A 20,570-nucleotide genomic window follows, 5' to 3' on the forward strand; every position below is an offset into this window, starting at 1 on the left:
GGGCAGGGTGATTCACGAACGTCTCCTTGTCGATCCGGATGGGCGCGTTGGCGCCGCTCCGGCTCCCGTGCTGCTGGGTTTCGGCCCATTCTACGCTGTAACGCCTGCTGCGCCTGCCGTCGCGGGCTGCGATAATCGCGTTCGAACGCAACCGGGCCGCGTCGCGGCCGCGCACGAGAGGACATCCGCATGGGCAACCGCTTGAGCAAGATCGCCACGCGTACCGGCGACGACGGCACCACCGGCCTCGGCGATGGCCGGCGTATCGGCAAGGACGATACGCGGATCGCCGCGATCGGCGACGTCGACGAGCTGAACTCGAACCTCGGCGTGCTGCTCGCCGAAACGCTGCCGGACGATATCCGCACGGCGCTCGTGACGATCCAGCATGACCTGTTCGATCTCGGCGGCGAATTGTGCATTCCCGGCCATACGGTGCTCGACGACACGCATCTCGCGCGGCTCGATCGCTGGCTCGCCGACTACAACGCGACGCTGCCGCCGCTGCAGGAATTCATCCTGCCGGCCGGCTCGCGCGCGGCGTCGCTCGCGCACGTGTGCCGAACCGTATGCCGTCGCGCGGAGCGTTCGATCGTCGCGCTCGGGCGTACCGAAACGCTCAACGATGCGCCGCGGCGCTACGTGAACCGGCTGTCGGACCTGCTGTTCGTGCTGGCGCGCGTACTGAACCGTACCGACGGCGGATCGGACGTGCTGTGGGAACGTGGCCGGGTCCGCTGACCGCTGGCGATTCGCCCCCTTACCCTTGCCGCGCTGCGACAATTTGCCCGAGGGGCATCGAATTTTTAAAAAGGTATTGTGTGTGCATGTTTAACGGAGAACGAACATGACCCACATCACCGCTGACCAGATGGCTCGCGTGAAGGCCACTGCCCCTGTCCTCGCCGTGCACGGCGCGACGATCACGAAGCACTTCTACCAGCGCATGTTCGCGCGCCATCCGGAACTGAAGAACCTGTTCAACCAGACGCACCAGAAGACGGGCAGCCAGCCGGAAACGCTCGCGAAGGCCGTCTACGCGTATGCGGCGAACATCGACAATCTCGGTGCGCTGGGCGGGGCGGTGTCGCACATCGCGCACAAGCACGCGAGCCTGAACATCCGCCCCGAGCATTACCCGATCGTCGGCGAGAACCTGCTCGCATCGATCGTAGAGGTGCTGGGCGACGCGGTCGATGCCGACACGCTCGAGGCGTGGCGCGTGGCTTACGGCCAAATCGCGCAGATCCTGATCGGCGCCGAGGCCGACCTGTACGCGGGGGCCGCCTGGAGCGGGTTCCGCCCGTTCAAGGTCGAGCGCAAGGTGCGCGAAAGCGACGAGATCACGTCGTTCTACCTGACGCCCGCCGACGGCGGCGCGGCGCCGACGTTCGAGCCCGGCCAGTACGTCACGGTGAAGCGTTTCGTCGGCGATCTCGGCGTCGACCAGCCGCGCCAGTACAGCCTGTCCGACGCGCCGCACGGCAAGTGGCTGCGCATCTCGGTGAAGCGCGAAGCCGGCAGGCCGGAAGTCGTTCCGGCCGGCAAGGTGTCGACGCTGATGCACGACGGCGTGGAAGAGGGCGCGATCGTCGAGGTCACCGCGCCGATGGGCGAATTCTCGCTGAAGCGTGGCGTCGAGACGCCGGTGGTGCTGATTTCCGGCGGCGTCGGCCTGACGCCGATGGTGTCGATGGCGTCGACGCTGGTCGACGAAGGCAGCAAGCGTGACGTGCGGTTCGTCCATGCATGCCGCTCGGGCGCGGTGCACGCGTTCCGCGACTGGCTGAACGACACGGTGCGCGAGCATGCGAACGTCAAGCGCACGGTGCTGTACGAGCTGGTCGGCCCGAACGATCGCGTCGGCGTCGACCACGACCTGGAAGGGCGCCTCACGCCGGAGCGCGTGCGGCACTACGCGCTGGTGCCGGACGCCGACTACTACGTCTGCGGCCCGATCGCGTTCATGAAGGCACAACGCGATGCGCTGGTCGCGCTCGGCGTCGCGCCGGAACGCATCAATACCGAGATCTTCGGTTCGGGCGCGCTCGAGTGATGCTTGCGCGCAAGACCTGCGGTGCATGAAAAAGCCCGGTGCGGGCCGGGCTTTGATTTTGTAGCGGGATGAGCGTCATGCTCGCAGCATCAGCGTCGCGTGATAGCGCCATATTTTGGCATCGGCGCTGATGAGCGGCATGCCTTCATGGAGTGCCTGAGCGACCATCACGCGGTCGAACGGATCGGCGTGATCCGGAAAATCTGGCAGTGCGGCGACGCCTTCGACGTGATCGCTGCTGATTGGCAACTCCGCAAAACCTGCGAGTCGGAATGCCGAACGTGCATCGCGCGGATGGACTGGCAGATTGCCTTTGCGGTATTTGATCGCAATCTCCCAGATGGACGCGGCGCTGACGTACAGCGTGTTTTCGGGATGTTCGATCAACGCGACCGCAGTCGCGGAAAGTTGAGGTGCGCCTTCGGCTGCCCATAGCGCGATGTGCGTGTCGAGCAGCAGCTTCACGGGGCGAGTCGCTGTTCCGAGCTGGCATCGAAGTCGGCGGCGATCGATTCATCGCCGGCATTGAATGCCTCGACGGTTGTCGGGATGTTCAACCCGGCAAGCAACTGACGGGCTGCGCCGATCCGCTTCGGTGGGGCATAAGGAACAATCCGGGCGACCGGATGACCGTTGCGGGCGATGACGACTTCCGATTCGCGCCCCAATTCAAGCGCTTCGACGAGGCTTGAGAGCCGCGACTTGGCATCGTGCATGTTGACGGTCGGCATGGGCGCCCCCTTGGTTAGCTAGATAACGTTAGCTAGTCTAGCAGGGCGACGCGCCGACCGCCAGCTAACCGCATGGCCAACCCGCCACGGGGCGGTGCCATGCGACCGGCCGGTTTGCGTCCGTCAGTTCCCGCTGCCGCGCGTGACGCGGCGTGCCTTCACCGATTCCGCGAGGCCTTCGAGCACCTTCACGCTGTCGTCCCATGCGATGCACGCGTCGGTGATGCTCTGGCCGTAGGTCAGTTCGCAGCCTTCCTTCAGGTCCTGGCGCCCCTCGACGAGATGCGACTCGATCATCACGCCGACGATGCGGGCGTCACCGGCCGCGATCTGGCGGCCGATGTCGGCACAGACGGGGATCTGGTTCTCGTGTTTCTTCGAGCTGTTCGCGTGGCTCGCGTCGATCATCAGGCGTGCGGCGAGGCCGGCCTTGCCGATGTCCGCGCACGCGGCGTTCACGCTTTCCGCGTCGTAGTTCGGCGTCTTGCCGCCGCGCAGGATCACGTGGCAATCCTCGTTGCCGGCCGTCGACACGATCGCCGAATGGCCGCCCTTCGTCACCGACAGGAAATGGTGCGGCTGCGATGCGGCCTTGATCGCGTCGACCGCGATCTTCACGTTGCCGTCGGTGCCGTTCTTGAAGCCGACCGGGCACGACAGCCCCGACGCGAGCTCGCGGTGCACTTGCGATTCGGTCGTGCGCGCGCCGATCGCGCCCCACGAGATCAGGTCGGCGATGTACTGCGGGCTGATCATGTCGAGGTATTCGGTCGCGGCCGGCAGGCCCATCTCGTTGATCTGGAGCAGCAGCTCGCGCGCGGTGCGCAGCCCTTCGTTGATCTTGAAGCTGTTGTCGAGGTGCGGATCGTTGATGAGCCCCTTCCAGCCGACCGTCGTGCGCGGCTTCTCGAAGTACACGCGCATTACGATTTCCAGCTCGCCCTTGAAGCGCTCGCGCTCCTTCACGAGCCGCCCCGCGTACTCGATCGCCGCCTTCGTGTCATGGATCGAGCACGGCCCGATCACCACGATCAGCCGGTCGTCCATCCCGTGCAGGATGCGGTGCATCGACTGGCGCGAGTTGTAGATCAGCTCGGACGCGGCTTCGGAGCACGCGAATTCGCGGATCAGGTGGGCGGGCGGCGTCAGTTCCTTGAGTTCGCGAATGCGGACGTCGTCGGTGTTGTGCGGGGGCATGCTGTTTCTCCTTGGTTCCGGGCGCCGTTCGATCAGTGGGCGTGCGGCAGATTCATCAATTCAAGCGATTCAGTGATTCGGTCGGGGCCGCGGAACCGCTGCGGCGGCGACCGGGAAGCGAAGGGCGAAAAAAAACCGCCGGGTTCGCCGGCGGTTTTTTCGGGAATTTCGGTTGCGCTTTACGCGCCATCAACCCTCTCGATCCGCCAGCGGTCTGAGATGCCAAAAAAAGTAAAAGTAAAACTTGGCGGACATGACGGAGATTCGGTTCGTCAAAAAAGTTGATTCGGAATTTATACCCCGTCGCCGGGCGGCTGGCAACCGGGGAGCGTCGAAAATGCGGACATTCCGCGCGTTTTCTTCAAAATGCGCGGAATGTCTGCGCCGCGATGCGGTTATGCCGTACCGCCGACCGTCATCTTGTCGATCCGCAGGGTCGGCTGGCCGACGCCGACCGGCACGCTCTGGCCTTCCTTGCCGCACACGCCGACACCCGTGTCGAGCGACATGTCGTTGCCGATCATGCTCACGTACTTCAGCGATTCGGGGCCGCTGCCGATCAGCGTCGCGCCCTTCACCGGGTAGGTGATCTTGCCGTTCTCGATCATGTATGCCTCGGACGCCGAGAACACGAACTTGCCGTTCGTGATGTCGACCTGGCCGCCGCCGAAGTTCACCGCGTACAGGCCGTTCTTCACCGACGCGATGATTTCCTGCGGATCCTTGTCGCCGTTCAGCATGTACGTGTTGGTCATGCGCGGCATCGGCAGCGCCGCGTACGATTCGCGCCGCGCGTTGCCCGTGACCGGCATCTTCATCAGGCGCGCGTTCAGCGTGTCCTGGATGTAGCCCTTCAGGATGCCGTCCTCGATCAGCGTCGTGCACTGCGTCGGGTTGCCTTCGTCGTCGATGTTCAACGAGCCGCGGCGGTTCGGCAGCGTGCCGTCGTCGACCACCGTCACGCCCTTCGCGGCGACCTGCTCGCCGATCCGGCCGGCGAACGCGGACGAACCCTTGCGGTTGAAGTCGCCCTCGAGGCCGTGGCCGATCGCTTCGTGCAGCAGCACGCCCGGCCAGCCCGGCCCGAGCACGACCGTCATCGCGCCGGCCGGCGCGGGGCGTGCGTCGAGGTTCACGAGCGCCGCATGCACGGCGTCGTCGACGTAGCGGGACAGGACTTCGTCGGTGAAGTAGCCGTAGTCGAAGCGGCCGCCGCCGCCGCCGGAGCCGATCTCGCGACGGCCGTTCTGCTCGGCGATCACCGTGACCGACACGCGCACGAGCGGGCGGATGTCGGCGGCGAGCGCGCCGTCGCTGCGTGCGACCAGCACGACGTCGTATTCGCCGGCGAGGCCGGCCATCACCTGCGTGACGCGCGGGTCGCGGCCGCGCGCCATCTGCTCGATGCGCTCGAGCAGCTTGACCTTGGCCGTCGCGTCGAGCGACGCGAGCGGATCGGACGGCAGGTACAGGTCGCGGCCCGAGATGCCCTTCAGCGACGTGGCCGCCTTGATCTTCTGGCGGCCGCCGCCGGCCGCCGCGATCGCCTTGGTGGCCGCGGCCGCCTGCGCGATCGCTTCCGGGGACAGGTCGTCCGAGTACGCGAACGCGGTGCGGTCACCCGCGACCGCGCGCACGCCGACGCCCTGGTCGATGCTGAAGCTGCCCGATTTGACGATGCCTTCCTCGAGGCTCCACGCTTCGCTGCGGGTCGCCTGGAAGTACAGGTCCGCATAGTCGACGCGATGCGTGAAGATGTCGGCGATCGTGCGCGTGAGCAGGCTTTCGTCGAGGCCGTACGGCGTGAGCAGGATGTCCTTCGCCAGCGCGAGGTTGCGGATGCCGGGTTCGATGATGTTCATGCGGATATCGGGGTTTCTCAAAAAGTTGTCGGGTGCTTCTGGGCAGATGGGTTGGCCGCGCGGTGTTTCAAGCGGTGCGGCCGATTCAGGTCAGCACGCGGTGCCGCCACGCGGGCAGGCTCTGGCGCACGTCGGCAATGCGCTGCGGATCGAGCGCGCCGAGCACGACGCTTGCGCCCACGTCGCGAACCGCGACGATTTCGCCCCACGGGTCGATCAGCATGCTGTGGCCCCAGGTGCGCCGGCCGTTCTCGTGCTTGCCGCCCTGCGCGGCCGCGAGCACGTAGCACTGGTTCTCGACGGCCCGCGCGCGCAGCAGCGTTTCCCAGTGCGCGCGGCCGGTCGTATACGTAAATGCCGACGGTACGACGATCAGCGCGCAGTCGCCCATCCTGCGATACAGCTCCGGAAAGCGGAGATCGTAACAGACGGACAGGCCGACCCGCCCGAACGGCGCGTCGAACGTGACGACCGTATCGCCCGCGCGGATCGTGCGCGCCTCGTCGAACGACTCGCCGCCTTTCTCGAAGTTGAACAGGTGGATCTTGTCGTAGCGCGCGGCTTCGTTGCCGGATGGATCGAACACGAGCGTCGTGTTGAGCACGCGATCGGGCTCCGGGGCCTTCAGCGGCAGCGTGCCGCCGATCACCCAGATGCCGTGGCGACGCGCGGCGTCCGCGAGGAAATGCTGGATCGGGCCGTCCCGGTAAGGTTCGGCGAGCGCGAGCTTGTCGGTGTCGCGGTGACCCATGAAGCAGAAGTACTCGGGCAGTAGCACGAGCTGCGCGCCTTCGCCGGCGGCTTCCGCGATCAGGCGGCGCGCCTCGGCGAGATTGCGCGCGACGTCCGGCGTGCTCACCATCTGCAGCGCGGCGACCTGGAAGGGCGTGGCGGAACGGGTGTGGTCGGTCATCGCTGGATCGGTTGCGTCATAAATGGGGTGCGGCCCGGCACCATGCGCGGCCCGACGCGCGGCTCAATGGCTCGCCGCATCGGCCGGACCGTGATTCATCTTACCCTGATCGCCCCGCACCCGCTCGATGTGCGGGTGCGCCCACGAGCCGGTGATCGTGTAGTCGAGCGCGAACGCGCGCGACAGCGTCTCCGACAGCGCGTAGTTCGCGGCCAGCACGCCGACGCCGAGCAGCGGGTTGATGATGGCCGCCCCGATCGCGGCCGCGCCCGCGCTGATTTTCGGCGCGACGTGCGCGTGCAGGTCCTGCGTCTCGGTGCCGAGATCCACCGCGCCGCGCACGGTGACGTTCGCGGGCCCGGTCATCATCGAGAAGTCGTCGGTGCGGGCGATCCCGTTCGAGATCCGGCCGGTGCCCGTGATTTTGTCGAACGGCAGCCCCTTGCCGATCACGTCGCGGAAATTCAGCGTCAGGAAACGCGCGAGGCTCTGCAGGCTCAGCACGCCGAGGAGCTTCGCCGCGCCCGGATCGACCTTCAGGATCTGGCCGTGTTCGAGGTCGAGCGCGATCTGGCCGCCGAGCGACGGCAAGTCGACCGCGGTCGGGCCGCCGCGCCAGCCGACCTTGCCGGTGACCGTGCCGTGACCGTTCGCGAGCGTGCGCGGCAGGCCGACGCGGTCGAGCAGCGCGCCCGCGTTGTCGATGTCGAGCTTGAAGTCGAACACGGTGCGGCGCGGTGCGTCGTTTTCATCGGCACCGCGGGCAAGTGCGCGGCGCGAGGTGCGCCAGTTGCCGGTCGCCGTCAGCTTCGCGGCCGGGTTCGACAGCTCCAGCTTGTCGAGCTGCCAGACCGGCGTGCCGGCTTCGTCGATGTTGCGCGCGTTGACGACGAGTCGGCCGATGTCGTGGTTGCGCGCGACGACCTGGTCGACGATCAGGTCGATCGACGGCATCGGGCGGTCGGTCGGCGTCGGCAGGTTCATCGCGCGGCCGACGAGATCGTGCTGCGCGCTGTCGGGCACCACGAGCTTCGCGAGCCGCGCGTTCAGCACGCCCGCGCCGTTGTGGCCGCCGCCCGGCGCCCATGACAGGTAGCCCGACACCTGGTTCGACGCGATGTTCGCCTGCCAGAGCTCGTCGACGTGCGACGCGCCGACGATCACGTTTTCCCAGTTGCGCTTGAGCAGCTTCAGCGTGCCGAAATGGAGCGCGAAACGCTTCGGCGCGAAGCTCGCGAAATCGACGCGCGACGCGGCTTGCGCCTCCTGCGTGCGCGGCGTGTCGGGCTTCAGCGTATGGGCCAGCGCGAGCCACGCATCGGCGTCCAGTTCGTTGACGTCGACGGCCGCGCTCACGCCGTCCTGCGGCATGTCGGGCATCCGGTGGATGCCCATCGCGCCGCGCACCGCGCGCAGCGGCTGGCCGCGCGTCGCGTCGAGCAGGTAGGTTGCGGACACGGGGCCGAGCGTCAGGTCGGCGTGCTCGAGGCGCTTGCCGTCCGCCTGCGGCGCCGGCTGCAGCGTGAAGCTGAACGGCATCGGCGTGCCGGCCGGTTTTGCGAACGGCGCGGGGAAATTCAGTGCCACGCCGGTCAGGTCGGAATGCGCGCTGATGTCGGGCAGGCGGCCCGGCGCGCCGCGCACGGCGACCTTGTACGGCGCGTCGCCGACCACGTGCTCGAGCAGCGCGGCTGCCGGGCCATGCAGGTTCAGGCCGCGCGCGGCGTCGAGCGCGAGCCGGCCGTCGACGTCCACCGTATACGGGCCGTGCGACTGGAAGTTGCCGCTCGCGCGCACCGGGCCGCCGAGGAAGCGCCCCGACAGGTCGTGCAGCGATGCGCCGGCCTCGGTGAACCGGACACTGCCGCGCAGCGCGGACAGCGGCGGCACGCCGCTCGTCGTCAGTGTGTTGCCGCCGAATGCGAGCGCGCCTTCGACGTGCGTGTGCGGATGCGGGACGTGCTGCGGAATCGTGATCTTGAGCGCGAGCGACGCGCGCCCCTGCGCATCGATCCGCTGGCCGATATGCCCGCTCATCGTGCCGAGCGAGCTGTTGTCCGCGTAGTCGATCAGGTCGGCGAGCGGGCCCTGCGCATGACCGTCGATGATCAGCGGCGAGTGCGACGGATTGCCGAGATCGTCGATGCGGCCCGCGACCTTCGTCAGCGCGACGCGCTTGTAGTGCGCACGATCGATGTCGAAGCGCAGCTTGTTCTGCGCGAGCTCGAACACGCCGTCGATCCCGTCGAGCGCCGGCCAGACGCTCGGCGTGCCGTTCGCGAGCTTGCGCGGCGGGTACGGCGTCGGTTCGAAGCGGCCGCCGGTGAACGGCGCGACGATGTGGAACACGCCGGCGTCCGGCTCGTGTTCGAACGGGAATTTCTCGAGCGGGCCGCGGGCGACGATCGACGCACCCTTGGTCACCTGGCCGGCCTGCAGCGCGTGGCCGAGATAGTCGCGCAGGTGTTCGGACATCCCGGTCGGCAGGTAGCGCGGAATGCGTGCCACCGACGCACGCGCGAAATCGGCACGCAGGTCGAGCGAGCCGCGGCCGTGGCCGGGGTTCGTGTACGAGCCGGATACCGCGATTTCGGCATCGGGGTTCGAGACGAGCAGGTCGGGCAGGGTCACTTCGACGCGCGCATGCTTTTCACCGGCCGCGGGCGTGATCGCCCACTTTGCGTTGCCGCGCAACCGGTCGAACGTCAGGCGCGGCTCGTCGAATTCGCCGGGTACCGTGACCGCCGCGTTGACCGTATCGAAATGCGCGCTGCCGCCCGTTTCGTTCGCATCGACGCGGCCCCACAGGTTCTCGACGCCCGGCCAGCCGGCCCGCGGGTGGCCACGCGGCGACAGCCCGGGCGGCGGCTCCTGCGCGGCGAAGCTGATGCCTTGCAGATCGCCGAGGAAACGATAGCGGACGATCGGCGCGGCGCCCATGCGCCGCTCCTCGTCGGCGAGGTCGGCCCGCGCAGGCTTCGCGCGTTCGACCTCGATGTGATAGTTCGACACCATCCCGCGCGGGTCGATCTTGATCAGCTCGTTGCGCAGGCGCGCCGGCAGCGGCAGTCCGCGAATGAACTCGCTGAGAATGCCGAGATCGACGCGGTCGCCGACGACGCTCAACAACTGCCCCTGGCTGGCGGTCGGCACACGGTAGCGGGCCGTCAGCGTCGACAGCGCGAGCGAGCGGGCGAGCGGCGTGCCGTCCGGCAGCGGCGGCTGGCCGAGTTCCGCGTTGAAGCGCGTCAGGTGCAGCGTGTAGTCGTGGCCGGCATCGAGCTGCATGTCCCAGCCGAAGCCGACCGTCGGCACGTCGAGCCGCGGCTGCGTCGGGCGCACGCGCAGCGCGACGTCCGCGCCCTGCAGGTCGCCGCCCGCCGAATGCAGGTGGCCGTCGCTGAAGGTGGCCCAGATCGCGTTGTCGATCCGGCCCGCGTGGATCGTGAGCGGCATGTCGAGGTAACGCCCGAGCGTCTGCAGGTCGACCGGGCCCGTCGACAGGTACGCGTCGCCCGACCAGTTCGACGGCTTGCCGACCGGGGCGAGCGGCTTGTGCCTGAAGCGCGCGCGGAAATCGAGCGGGCCGAGCAGCAGCGTGCCGTTCGCGGGCGCCTGCAGCGCGGCCTTGTGCACGCGGCCGTCGTTGAGCACCGCGAGCCGGATGCCCGACAGCACGAGCTCCGGCGCGTCGTGCTGCGCGTCGCGCCAGCGCAGCGTGCCGCCGCGCAGCACGATCGCTTCCTGCTTCAGCAGCCACGTGCCGAACGTGTCGTTGCCGCCGTGGGTGGTTGCCACGCCGACGCCCGCGACGCTCAGCGAGCCGTCGGCCGCCCGCGCGACGACGAGGTCGGGCTGGTCGACGATCAGGCTCGACAGCGCGGGCGACAGCCGCAGCAGCGACATCCACGACAGCGCGGCCGTTGCATGCGGCACCGCCAGCGCGACCTTGCCGTCGTGGCCGCGGATCGTCAGGTTCGTGAGTTCGACGCCCGGCTGCATGCCGGACCAGTTCGGGGAAAGCTTGCCGATCGAAAGCTGCGCGTGGAGCTTGTCGGACACCGCGCGCTCGATGCGCGGGCGGAATTCGTCGATGCGGGGCAGCAGCACGTAGCGCAGCCCGAGGAACGCGCCGGACGCGACGAAGTAGGTGCCGAGCCCGACTGCCAGCGTCACCCGGAACACGCGGCGCAGGACCGGATGATCGTGCTTCGGAGGTCCCGCTTCGGGCGCAGCTACGGCGGATTCCTGACGGTCGGACATGCGGCGGACGGGCGGCGATATGGTAGTTTTGCAGACTGACGTTGAAATGTATCACACGGGTTCGTGCCGGCGGCCGTTGCGGCAGCGCGGCACGGGCTTTCCGGCGCGCGGTTTCGCGGCGGGCGCACACGCCCCGCGATGCCGCGCCGAATCCATGGGGCCGGCCGGTAGCGGGGCGCGCACGCGCCGGCCCGCTGCCGGCCGGCCTTTCCGCCAGGCCCGCTTCTCGATGACCGACGCTTCCGCCCTGATCAGCACGTCCTATTCCCGATACCTTGCTCGCGCGGCTGCCGCGCGGCCCGCGCTGGCCGAACAGGTCGCCGCGTGGGCCGCCGCGCCGCTCGGCCGCGCGCAGCTCGACGCGCGCCTCACCGAGCTGCTGGCGACGCCGGCCGGCACGGCCGCGCCGACCGAGGAGCAACTGAAGCGCGCGCTGCGGCAGTTGCGTGCCGAGGCGTTCGGCGCGGTCGCGGAACGCGACCTGCGCGGGCTGGCGGACGTTGCCGAGGTCACGGGCGCGATGACCGATCTCGCCGAAGTGGCCGTGCAGCGTTCGCTCGCGCTGCTGTCGGTTGAACTCGAGGCGCTGTACGGCGAGCCGCGCGGCGCCGACGGCCAGCGCGTCGTGCTCGGCGTGGTCGGGATGGGCAAGCTCGGCGGCCGCGAGCTGAACGTGTCGTCGGACATCGACCTGATCTTCGTCTACGAGGACGACGGCGAGACGACCGGCGGCGCGCGTTCGCCGCTGTCCACGCAGGAATACTTCACGCGGCTCGGCCGGCGCCTGATCGGCGTGCTGTCCGAGGTCACGGCCGACGGCTACGTGTTTCGCGTCGACATGCGGCTGCGTCCGAACGGCGATTCGGGGCCGCTCGTCTGCAGCCTCGGCATGCTCGAGGAATATTTCTACGTGCAGGGGCGCGAGTGGGAGCGCTACGCGTGGATCAAGGGGCGGCTCGTGTCGGAAGGCGACAGCGACGCGGCGCGACGGCTGGAGTCGCAGCTCGAGTCGATCGTCAAGCCGTTCGTGTATCGCCGCTATCTCGATTTCGGCGTGATCGGCGCGATCCGCTCGCTGCACCAGCAGATCCGGCAGGAAGCCGCGCGCCGCGCGTCGATGCGGCCCGACAAGTCCGACGACATCAAGCTCGGGCGCGGCGGGATCCGCGAGATCGAGTTCAGCGCGCAGGTATTCCAGCTGATCCGGGGCGGCCAGGATGCGGAATTCCGCGTGCGGCCGACGCTCGCGGTGCTGCGCCATGCGCAGGCGCGCGGGCTGATCGGCGAGGACGTGCGCGCGCGCCTCGCCGATGCTTACAACTTCCTGCGCACGCTCGAGCACCGGCTGCAGTACCGCAACGACGCGCAGACGCACGCAATGCCGGTCGAGCCGGATGAACGCGCGGCGCTGGCCGCGTCGCTCGGCTTTGCCGACTATGCGGCGCTGATGACGGTGCTGGATGAGCACCGGAACTTCGTCGAGGCGCAGTTCGACCAGATCTTCGCGGACAAGGTGAAGGGCGGCGGCCCTTGCGCGGCGGGTGACGACACGGCCGCCGCATGGATCTGGAGCGGCGCGCTGGGCGACGACGGCGAGGACGATGCGCTGGTCGCGCGCCTCGACGGCCTCGGTTTCGCCGATCCGGCCGCCGTGCTCGCGCGGCTGCGAGCGATCTGGCAATCGACGCGCTATGCGGGCCTGCCGGAAAAGAGCCGGCAGCGCTTCGACCGCGTCGCGCAGCGGGCGCTCGACGCCGCGCCGACGATCGACGCCGCACGCCGCGACGACACGATCGTGCGCCTGTTCGACCTGCTCGAGACGGTCAGCCGGCGCGGCGTCTATCTCGCGCTGCTGACCGAGTATCCGGCCGCGCTCGACCGCGTGCTGTCGGTGCTCGGCGCGACGCGCTGGGGCGGCGGTTATCTGATCCGCCACCCGCAGTTGCTCGACGAACTGCTCGACGACGAGGCGATCGCGAGCCCGTTCGACTGGCCTGCGTTCAAGGACGCGCTGCGCGCGCGCCTCGCGGCGGCCGACGGCCCCGAGCAGCAGATGGACCTGCTGCGGCACGCGCAGCACGCGGAGGTGTTCCGGATCCTGCTGATCGACCTGGCCGGGCAGCTGTCGGTCGAGCACGTGAGCGACCGGCTGTCCGAGCTGGCCGACGCCGTGCTCGACGTGACGATCGAAGTCGTCTGGTCCCAGCTCGCGAAGCGCCATCGCGACGTGCCGAAGTTCGCGGTGATCGCGTACGGCAAGCTGGGCGGCAAGGAGCTCGGCTACGCATCCGATCTCGACCTGATCTTCCTGTATGACGATGCGGACGAGCGCTCGGCGGACGTCTACACGACCTTCACGCGGCGGCTCATCACGTGGCTCACCACGGCGACCGGGGCCGGCGCGCTGTTCGACATCGACCTGCGGCTGCGACCGAACGGCGAGGCCGGGCTGCTCGTCACCGATCTCGATGCGTTCCGCCGCTACCAGCTGCGCGAGGGCGACGCCGCGAACACCGCGTGGGTGTGGGAGCACCAGGCGCTGACGCGTGCCCGCTACAGCGCGGGCGACGCGCAGATCGGCGCGGACTTCGAGGCGATCCGCCAGCAGGTGCTGACGACGCCGCGCGACGGCGGCGTGCTCGCGAAGGAGATCGTCGACATGCGCGGCAAGGTGTTTGCCGGCCATCCGAACCAGACCGAGCTGTTCGACCTGAAGCACGATCGCGGCGGGATGGTCGACATCGAATTCATCGTCCAGTACTGGGTGCTGCTGCACGCGTCGAGCGACGCCGAGCTGATCCGCAACACGGGCAACATCGCGCTGCTGCGCGAGGTCGCGCGCTTCGGGCTGATGGGCGAGGACGAGGCCGAGCGCGTCGGCGCGGCCTACCGGAAGTACCGGAAGCTGCAGCACAAGCTGCGGCTCGACGGGATGGAGAAGGCGCGGGTCGATCCGGCCGTGGTGGCCGACGAGCGGGCAGCCGTGACGACGCTGTGGGCGCGCGTGTTCGGGACGGCTGAAACGGGCGTTTGAGTCGGGCGTTCGAATCGGGCGTTCGAATTCGCGGAGCAGGGCGGGCGCGATCGGGTGAGCGGCCGTGCGGCAAAAAAAGACCGGCGCATGCGCCGGTCTTTTTGCATTCGGCCGGCGCAGTAGCCGCGTCAGGCCGCCAGCATTTCCTTCGCGTGCTTGCGCGTCGTGGCCGTGATCTCGAGCCCGCCGAGCATCCGCGCGACTTCCTCGATCCGGTTGGCGCGGTCGAGCGCGACGACCGTCGACACCGTGCCGCCGTGCTCGTCGGCGCCCTTCGCGACCTGGAAGTGGTGGTCGCCGCGCGCGGCGACCTGCGGCAGGTGCGTCACGCACAGCACCTGGCGATCGCGCCCGAGCTGGTGCAGCAGGCGGCCGACCACTTCGGCGACGCCGCCGCCGATCCCCGTATCGACTTCGTCGAAGATCAGCGTCGGCGTCGGGCTCGCCGCGCTTGCGATCACTGCGAGCGCGAGGCTGATCCGCGCGAGTTCGCCGCCCGACGCGACCTTCGCGAGCGGCCGCAGCGGCACGCCGGGGTGGCCGGCGACCCGGAATTCGACCTGCTCGAGCCCGTGCGGGCCGCCGTCGGCGAGCGGGACGAGCGCGACTTCGAAGCTTCCGCCCGCCATCGACAGTTCCTGCATGCCGGCCGTGACGGCCGTGCCGAGCGCCTTGGCGGCCTGCGCGCGCGCCTTCGACAGATGCCTGGCATCGGCGAGATAGGCTTCCCGCGCCTTGGCCTGCGTCGCCTCGAGCGCACCGAGATCGGCGGCCGCGTCGAGCGCGGCGAGCTGCGCGCGGCGCGCCGCGTGTTCTTCGTGCAGCGTGTCGGGCGGCAACCGGAACTTGCGGGCGGTCGAGTGCAGCGCATCGAGGCGCGTTTCGACCTGCGCGAGCCGCTCGGGATCGAGATCGACGCGCTGCGCATAGTGCGACAGCGAGTAGACGGCTTCCTGCAGCTGGATCTCGGCCGGTTCGAGCGACGCGAGCGCGTCGCCGAGCGCGGTGTCGTAGTCGGCCAGGCTGCGCAGCTTCGACACGATCGCGCCGAGCTGCGCGAGCATCGCGTCGTCGGCCTCGGACAACGCGTTGAGTGCGCCGCGCACGCCGTCGATCAGGTTCGCCGAATGCGACAGGCGCTTGTGCTCGTTGCTGACCTCGTCCCATTCACCGGGCTGCGGCGCGAGCTTGTCGAGCTCGGCGAGCTGCCACGCGAGCTTTTCGCGTTCGAGCTGCAGCTCCCGCTCGTGCGCCTTCGCGGCCTCGATCGCCTGCGTCGCGTCGCGCCACACGCGCCACGCGCGCGCGACGTTCGCGGCATCGGCGACGAGCCCCGCGTGCGTGTCGAACAGCTCGCGCTGCGCGTCGGGCCGCATCAGCAGCTGGTGCGCATGCTGGCCGTGGATGTCGACGAGCATTTCGCCGAGTTCACGCAGCTGCGCGAGCGTCGCGCTGGTGCCGTTGATGAACGCGCGCGACCGTCCGTTCGCATCGATCACGCGGCGCAGCATCACGGTGTCCTCGGTGTCGAACGCGTGTTCGTCGAGCCACCGCGCGACGCGGTCGTGCGGCGTGAATTCGGCGGTGATGTCGGCGCGGCCGCAGCCGGTGCGCACGACGCTCGCGTCGGCGCGTTCGCCGAGCGCGAGGGCGAGGGCGTCGATCAGGATCGATTTCCCGGCGCCGGTTTCACCGGAAAAGACGGAAAAGCCGCTGTCGAATTCGAGATCGAGCGCGGCGACGATGACGAAGTCGCGGATCGAGAGGTGGCGGAGCATGGTGTCGGGCGGAGCGGCGTCAGGACGCCTTGTCGTCTTCGTTCGAGGCGTGTTCGTTCCAGTGCAGCTTCTTGCGCAGCGTCGCGTAGTAGCTGTAGCCGATCGGGTGCAGGAACGGCACCGTGTGCTTCGAGCGGCGCACCTCGATCGTGTCGTTCAGTTCGAGCGACGTGAACGACTGCATGTCGAAGTTCACGTTGACGTCGCGCCCGCCGACGATCTGGATCGCGATCTTCGAATCGTCGGGCAGTACGATCGGCCGGTTCGACAACGCATGCGGCGCGATCGGCACGAGCACGATGCCCTGCAGCTGCGGATGGAGGATCGGGCCGGCCGACGACAGCGCGTAAGCGGTCGAGCCGGTCGGCGTGGCGACGATCAGGCCGTCCGAACGCTGGTTGTACATGTACCGGCCGTCGACCGACGCGCGCAGCTCGACCATCCCGGAGAAGCCGCTGCGGTTCACGACGACGTCGTTGAACGCGAGCGCGTGGTAGATCGGTTCGCCGTCGCGCATGATCCGGGCCTCGAGCAGCGAGCGCTCCTCGCGCTCGAACTTGCCCGACAGGATCACCGGGACGAGTGCCTGCATGTCGGCCGCCGCGATATCGGTGATGAAGCCGAGCCGCCCGTGGTTGATCCCGATCAGCGGTGTCTTGTACGGCGCGAGCTGACGGCCGATGCCGAGCATCGTCCCGTCGCCGCCCAGTACGACCGCCACGTCGGCGCGCGCCCCGATTTCGGCCGGGGTCAGCGCCGGGTAGCCGGTGATGCCGATCTCGCGCGCGGTCTCGGCTTCGAAGACGACCTCGAAGCCCCGCTTGGCGATGCAGGCGGCCAGCGTGGCGAGCGGCTCGGCGATGTTCGGCGTGTTGCTCCGGCCGACGAGCGCGACAGTGTTGAACTGATTACCGGTTTTCATGCCGGCATTACACCATAGCTCGTTGACGAAAAGAACCGGCTGTGCGCCGACGGGGCCGGATCGGGTCGGCCCGCGCATCGGTGGCCGACGCCACTCGCCGCGGTCGCGCGGTTGCGCTAAAATTTTCCACCATGCTAGATCCTCGCGCACGAACCCTCCTGAAAACCCTGATCGAACGGTATATCGCCGACGGTCAGCCAGTCGGATCGCGCACGTTGTCCCGTTACTCCGGGCTCGAGCTGAGCCCGGCGACGATCCGCAACGTGATGTCCGACCTGGAGGAGCTCGGCCTCGTGTCGAGCCCGCACACGTCGGCCGGCCGCGTGCCGACGCCGCGCGGCTACCGGCTGTTCGTCGACACGATGCTGACGGTCGAGGTGCCGATCGACGCCGAGGCCGTCGCGCGGCAGGTGCAGAACACGCTGCAGGCCGGCGAGCCGCAGCAGCGCGTCGTGGCGGCCGCCGCGAGCGTGCTGTCGAACCTGTCGCAGTTCGCGGGCGTCGTGCTGACGCCGCGCCGCAGCCACGTGTTCAAGCAGATCGAATTCATGCGCCTGTCGGACAAGCGCATCCTGCTGATCATCGTGACGCCCGAGGGCGACGTGCAGAACCGGATGCTCGCGACGCCGCGCGACTACTCGCCATCGCAACTGACCGAGGCGTCCAACTACATCAACGCGCATTTCGCCGGGCTGTCGTTCGACGAGGTGCGCCGTCGCCTGCGCGACGAGATCGACCAGTTGCGCGGCGACATGACCACGCTGATGCATGCGGCCGTGACGGCCAGCACCGAGGTGCCCGACACCGAGGACACCGTGCTGATTTCCGGCGAGCGCAACCTGCTCGAGGTGGCGGATCTGTCGTCCGACATGGCCCGGCTGCGCAAGCTGTTCGACGTATTCGACCAAAAGACGGGCCTCCTGCAACTGCTCGACGTGTCGAGCCACGCCCAGGGCGTGCAGATCTTCATCGGCGGCGAATCGACACTCGTGCCGATCGAGGAAATGAGCGTCGTTACCGCCCCTTACGAGGTGAACGGGCAGATCGTCGGCACGCTCGGCGTGATCGGCCCGACCCGCATGGCGTACAACCGCGTGATCCCGATCGTCGACATCACCGCGCGGCTGCTGTCGCTCACGCTGAGCCAGCAGTAGCCTGCGAGCGCCAGCCCGATCCCGCCCCGTCATCGTGCCGTGGCGCCGCGTGCGCCGATAGTCGGCCGAACGGCCAGCCGACCGGCGCGAGGCGGCCCGCTATAATTGAGAGCCGTCCGGTCCCGTGCCCCGAGCACGTTCTTGCCCATGCGTTTCGATCTTGAGCCGCCTTCGAGTATCGCGGCCGCCCATCGCATCGGTGTGCTGCTGATCAATCTCGGCACGCCCGATGCGCCCACGCCGCGTGCCGTGCGGCGCTATCTGGCCGAATTCCTGTCGGATCCGCGAGTCGTCGAGATTCCGCAGGCCGTCTGGCAGGTGCTGCTGCGCACGCTGATCCTGCCGCTGCGCGGCCGCGCGTCCGCGAAGAAATACGCGGCCGTCTGGATGCCCGAGGGCTCGCCGCTGCGCGTGCATACCGTGCGCCAGACCGACGGCGTGCGGCACCTGCTCGCGTCGAACGGTTATCAAGTGCAGGTCGACTACGCGATGCGCTACGGCAGTCCGAACATCTCGCACGCGCTCGCGCAGTTCAAGCGCGCCGGCGTCGAGCGCGTGCTGCTGATGCCGATGTATCCGCAATACTCGGCGTCGACCACGGCCACCGCATTCGACGCCGCATTCGATGCCCTCTCGCGCATGCGCAACCAGCCGGAGGTGCGCACGATACGGCACTACGCCGACCATCCGGCCTACATCCACGCGCTGGCCGAGCAGGTGCGCCAGTATTGGGCGCAGCACGGCCGGCCGGATTTCGCGGCCGGCGACAAGCTCGTGCTGAGCTTTCACGGCGTGCCGAAGCGCACGCTCGACCTCGGCGATCCCTATCACGACCAGTGCCAGCAGACGGGCGCGCTGCTGATGGCCGCGCTCGGGCTGTCGACGACCGAGTGCCGCGTCACGTTCCAGTCGCGTTTCGGCAAGGCCGAATGGCTGCAGCCTTATACCGCGCCGACGTTGCGCGAGTTCGGCGAGGCCGGCGTACAGCGGGCCGACGTGTTCTGTCCCGGTTTCACGGCCGATTGCCTGGAGACGATCGAGGAGATCGGCATGGAAGTGCGCGACGAGTTCCTCGCCGGCGGCGGCAAGGCGTTCCACCGGATTCCGTGCCTGAACGGCGCGCCCGCGTGGATCGGCGCGCTCGGCGAGATCGTCGCCGAGAATCTGCAGGGCTGGCCGGTCAAGGCCGCGCAGCCCGAAACGGCGGGTGAGGTGCGATGAACTACAAGATTTCGACCGAACCGGGCGCGAAGCTGCGCATCGACAAATGGCTGTGGGCGGCCCGGTTCTTCAAGACGCGCTCGCTTGCGACCGATGCGGTCGACAAGGGGCACGTGAAGATCGGCGGGGCTGCGGTCAAGCCGGCGAAGGAAGTGCGCGTGGGCGACGAGGTCGAAATTGCGATCGACGGCATCGTCTGGCACATTGCCGTCCTCGGCGTGTGCGACGTGCGCGGGCCGGCGAGCATCGCGCAGACGCTTTACGAGGAAACGGAAGCGGGGCGGGCCGCACGGCTCGCCGAACTGGAGCGGCGCCGCACGTATCGCGAGCCGGCGGCCGAATTGCACGGCCGGCCGACGAAGCGTGACCGGCGCATCATCGACAGATTTTCTGGTGGGAGCTGAACATCTGGTCGAACGTCGCCCGCGCGCTCCCGTATTCGGTCGTGCGGTCGGTCACGGCTCCCGACAGGCAGATGGTGGTGGTGCCGGCAATGAGTACCAGCGCGACCACCGATATCGCAAAGGTCAGTTTCACGGTACTCCCCTCGAGAAGGGGTGAAAACGGCGCCAGGTGGTGGTTGTAAGGCGTCGGTCAGCTAAGGGTAAACACGCTTTTCCGACGCTTGAGTGGAGTGTAGTGCAGCGGGACTGTGCCAAGCTAGTACTTGCCAGGTAAGCGTTGTTACAGCCCGTTTCGCCTGCCGTGGCGGACTATGCGGGCGATGCACCGGTGCGACGCGCGGTTGTTTCGCGGCATTGGAGAATGCCGGCGAATAACCCTCTTGAAATCGCAGTTTTCACCCTTATTTGCACCAGCAATGTGCGGTGCCGCCGGGTATACGGTCCGGCGGTTGCCGATTTGGCTTCAACCTCTAATCGACTTTCAGCGACATGGAAAACACGCAAGAGAACCCGTCTACCCAATCGGCCGAAGATACCGGCAGCGAGAAGCAGGCGGCGCAAGGCGCTGCTCCCGCCGCCGAAGCAGCCGACGCGGCGCTCGCGGAGGCTCAAGCCAAGGTCGCCGAGCTGCAGGAGAGCTACCTGCGGGCGAAGGCCGAGACCGAGAACGTCCGCCGCCGCGCGCAGGACGACGTCTCGAAGGCGCACAAGTTCGCGATCGAGAGCTTCGCGGAGCACCTGCTGCCCGTGCTGGACAGCCTGGAAGCGGCCGTCAACGATACGTCCGGCGATATCGCGAAGGTGCGCGAAGGCGTCGAGCTGACGCTGCGCCAGCTGACGAGCGCACTCGAGAAGGGCCGCGTCGTCGCGATCAACCCGGTCGGCGAGAAGTTCGATCCGCACCAGCACCAGGCAATTTCGATGGTGCCGGCCGAGCAGGAGCCGAACACCGTCGTCACGGTGCTGCAGAAGGGCTACACGATCGCCGACCGCGTGCTGCGTCCGGCGCTCGTCACCGTCGCGCAGCCGAAGTAA

16 protein-coding genes are annotated in these 20,570 nt (G+C 68.4%); 7 read left to right on the forward strand and 9 right to left on the reverse strand.

Features of this window, described 5'->3' with window-relative positions; translation table 11 throughout:
- The first annotated feature begins 189 nt into the window (after nt 1–189).
- Complete coding sequence (locus FOZ70_RS28985) at nt 190–741, forward strand: cob(I)yrinic acid a,c-diamide adenosyltransferase (RefSeq protein WP_124842010.1); 552 nt, start codon at nt 190–192, stop codon at nt 739–741.
- A 106-nt stretch (nt 742–847) separates the two neighbouring features.
- Nucleotides 848–2,056, forward strand: coding sequence for an NO-inducible flavohemoprotein (gene hmpA / locus FOZ70_RS28990; RefSeq protein ID WP_219707372.1), 1,209 nt, complete (start codon nt 848–850; stop codon nt 2,054–2,056).
- 75 nt (nt 2,057–2,131) lie between these two features.
- Here hmpA and FOZ70_RS28995 read toward each other — a convergent pair whose 3' ends face one another.
- The 6 genes from FOZ70_RS28995 to FOZ70_RS29020 all read right to left on the reverse strand — a co-directional run bounded on the left by FOZ70_RS28995 (nt 2,132) and on the right by FOZ70_RS29020 (nt 11,022).
- On the reverse strand, nt 2,132–2,521 hold the full coding sequence (locus tag FOZ70_RS28995; protein ID WP_219707373.1) for a type II toxin-antitoxin system VapC family toxin: 390 nt from the start codon (nt 2,519–2,521) through the stop codon (nt 2,132–2,134).
- The gene (locus tag FOZ70_RS29000) at nt 2,518–2,787 is read right to left on the reverse strand and encodes a type II toxin-antitoxin system prevent-host-death family antitoxin (protein WP_021163851.1); all 270 of its coding nucleotides are present in this window, start codon (nt 2,785–2,787) and stop codon (nt 2,518–2,520) included. The genes FOZ70_RS28995 and FOZ70_RS29000 overlap by 4 nt, the downstream gene beginning before the upstream one ends.
- Before the next feature lie 123 nt (nt 2,788–2,910).
- On the reverse strand, nt 2,911–3,984 hold the full coding sequence (gene aroG, locus FOZ70_RS29005; protein ID WP_027788323.1) for a 3-deoxy-7-phosphoheptulonate synthase AroG: 1,074 nt from the start codon (nt 3,982–3,984) through the stop codon (nt 2,911–2,913).
- Nucleotides 3,985–4,379: 395 nt separating this feature from the next.
- Nucleotides 4,380–5,846: a metalloprotease TldD gene (gene tldD, locus FOZ70_RS29010; RefSeq protein ID WP_021163847.1), complete on the reverse strand. Its 1,467-nt coding sequence runs from the start codon at nt 5,844–5,846 to the stop codon at nt 4,380–4,382.
- Between the two features lie 85 nt (nt 5,847–5,931).
- The gene (locus FOZ70_RS29015) at nt 5,932–6,759 is read right to left on the reverse strand and encodes a carbon-nitrogen hydrolase family protein (RefSeq protein ID WP_219707374.1); all 828 of its coding nucleotides are present in this window, start codon (nt 6,757–6,759) and stop codon (nt 5,932–5,934) included.
- Nucleotides 6,760–6,822: 63 nt separating this feature from the next.
- On the reverse strand, nt 6,823–11,022 hold the full coding sequence (locus tag FOZ70_RS29020) for a YhdP family protein (protein WP_219707375.1): 4,200 nt from the start codon (nt 11,020–11,022) through the stop codon (nt 6,823–6,825).
- 229 nt (nt 11,023–11,251) lie between these two features.
- Between FOZ70_RS29020 and glnE the strand changes: the two genes are divergently transcribed.
- Nucleotides 11,252–14,056, forward strand: a complete 2,805-nt coding sequence (glnE, locus tag FOZ70_RS29025; protein WP_219707376.1) for a bifunctional [glutamate--ammonia ligase]-adenylyl-L-tyrosine phosphorylase/[glutamate--ammonia-ligase] adenylyltransferase — start codon at nt 11,252–11,254, stop codon at nt 14,054–14,056.
- Between the two features lie 128 nt (nt 14,057–14,184).
- Here glnE and recN read toward each other — a convergent pair whose 3' ends face one another.
- Both recN and FOZ70_RS29035 read right to left on the reverse strand, forming a co-directional pair.
- Complete coding sequence (recN, locus tag FOZ70_RS29030; protein WP_219707377.1) at nt 14,185–15,834, reverse strand: DNA repair protein RecN; 1,650 nt, start codon at nt 15,832–15,834, stop codon at nt 14,185–14,187.
- A gap of 19 nt (nt 15,835–15,853) precedes the next feature.
- Nucleotides 15,854–16,756, reverse strand: a complete 903-nt coding sequence (locus tag FOZ70_RS29035) for an NAD kinase (protein WP_027788318.1) — start codon at nt 16,754–16,756, stop codon at nt 15,854–15,856.
- Between the two features lie 131 nt (nt 16,757–16,887).
- Between FOZ70_RS29035 and hrcA the strand changes: the two genes are divergently transcribed.
- The 3 genes from hrcA (at nt 16,888) to FOZ70_RS29050 (ending at nt 19,535) form a co-directional block, all read left to right on the forward strand.
- The gene (hrcA, locus tag FOZ70_RS29040; RefSeq protein WP_021162218.1) at nt 16,888–17,910 is read left to right on the forward strand and encodes a heat-inducible transcriptional repressor HrcA; all 1,023 of its coding nucleotides are present in this window, start codon (nt 16,888–16,890) and stop codon (nt 17,908–17,910) included.
- Between the two features lie 147 nt (nt 17,911–18,057).
- A complete protein-coding gene (gene hemH, locus FOZ70_RS29045) occupies nt 18,058–19,131 on the forward strand; it encodes a ferrochelatase (protein WP_021162217.1) in 1,074 nt (357 codons plus the stop codon).
- Nucleotides 19,128–19,535, forward strand: a complete 408-nt coding sequence (locus FOZ70_RS29050; RefSeq protein ID WP_060222570.1) for an RNA-binding S4 domain-containing protein — start codon at nt 19,128–19,130, stop codon at nt 19,533–19,535. Before hemH ends, FOZ70_RS29050 begins: the two co-directional genes overlap by 4 nt.
- Here the strand turns inward: FOZ70_RS29050 and FOZ70_RS29055 are convergent.
- Complete coding sequence (locus tag FOZ70_RS29055; protein WP_006476841.1) at nt 19,507–19,668, reverse strand: hypothetical protein; 162 nt, start codon at nt 19,666–19,668, stop codon at nt 19,507–19,509. The genes FOZ70_RS29050 and FOZ70_RS29055 overlap by 29 nt on opposite strands.
- Before the next feature lie 356 nt (nt 19,669–20,024).
- Here FOZ70_RS29055 and grpE point away from each other — a divergent pair, with 356 nt between their 5' ends.
- Nucleotides 20,025–20,570, forward strand: a complete 546-nt coding sequence (grpE, locus tag FOZ70_RS29060) for a nucleotide exchange factor GrpE (protein ID WP_021162215.1) — start codon at nt 20,025–20,027, stop codon at nt 20,568–20,570.

Origin of the sequence: Burkholderia sp. COPS, assembly GCF_019425585.1 — a bacterium.
Taxonomy (GTDB): Bacteria; Pseudomonadota; Gammaproteobacteria; order Burkholderiales; family Burkholderiaceae; genus Burkholderia; species Burkholderia cepacia.

Coding starts and splice junctions, on each gene's coding strand:
- FOZ70_RS28985 (WP_124842010.1), top strand. CDS start 190: ATGGGCAACCGCTTGAGCAAGATCGCCACGCGTACCGGCGACGACGGC.
- hmpA (WP_219707372.1), top strand. CDS start 848: ATGACCCACATCACCGCTGACCAGATGGCTCGCGTGAAGGCCACTGCC.
- FOZ70_RS29000 (WP_021163851.1), bottom strand. CDS start 2,787: ATGCCGACCGTCAACATGCACGATGCCAAGTCGCGGCTCTCAAGCCTC.
- aroG (WP_027788323.1), bottom strand. CDS start 3,984: ATGCCCCCGCACAACACCGACGACGTCCGCATTCGCGAACTCAAGGAA.
- tldD (WP_021163847.1), bottom strand. CDS start 5,846: ATGAACATCATCGAACCCGGCATCCGCAACCTCGCGCTGGCGAAGGAC.
- FOZ70_RS29015 (WP_219707374.1), bottom strand. CDS start 6,759: ATGACCGACCACACCCGTTCCGCCACGCCCTTCCAGGTCGCCGCGCTG.
- FOZ70_RS29020 (WP_219707375.1), bottom strand. CDS start 11,022: ATGTCCGACCGTCAGGAATCCGCCGTAGCTGCGCCCGAAGCGGGACCT.
- glnE (WP_219707376.1), top strand. CDS start 11,252: ATGACCGACGCTTCCGCCCTGATCAGCACGTCCTATTCCCGATACCTT.
- recN (WP_219707377.1), bottom strand. CDS start 15,834: ATGCTCCGCCACCTCTCGATCCGCGACTTCGTCATCGTCGCCGCGCTC.
- FOZ70_RS29035 (WP_027788318.1), bottom strand. CDS start 16,756: ATGAAAACCGGTAATCAGTTCAACACTGTCGCGCTCGTCGGCCGGAGC.
- hrcA (WP_021162218.1), top strand. CDS start 16,888: ATGCTAGATCCTCGCGCACGAACCCTCCTGAAAACCCTGATCGAACGG.
- hemH (WP_021162217.1), top strand. CDS start 18,058: ATGCGTTTCGATCTTGAGCCGCCTTCGAGTATCGCGGCCGCCCATCGC.
- FOZ70_RS29050 (WP_060222570.1), top strand. CDS start 19,128: ATGAACTACAAGATTTCGACCGAACCGGGCGCGAAGCTGCGCATCGAC.
- grpE (WP_021162215.1), top strand. CDS start 20,025: ATGGAAAACACGCAAGAGAACCCGTCTACCCAATCGGCCGAAGATACC.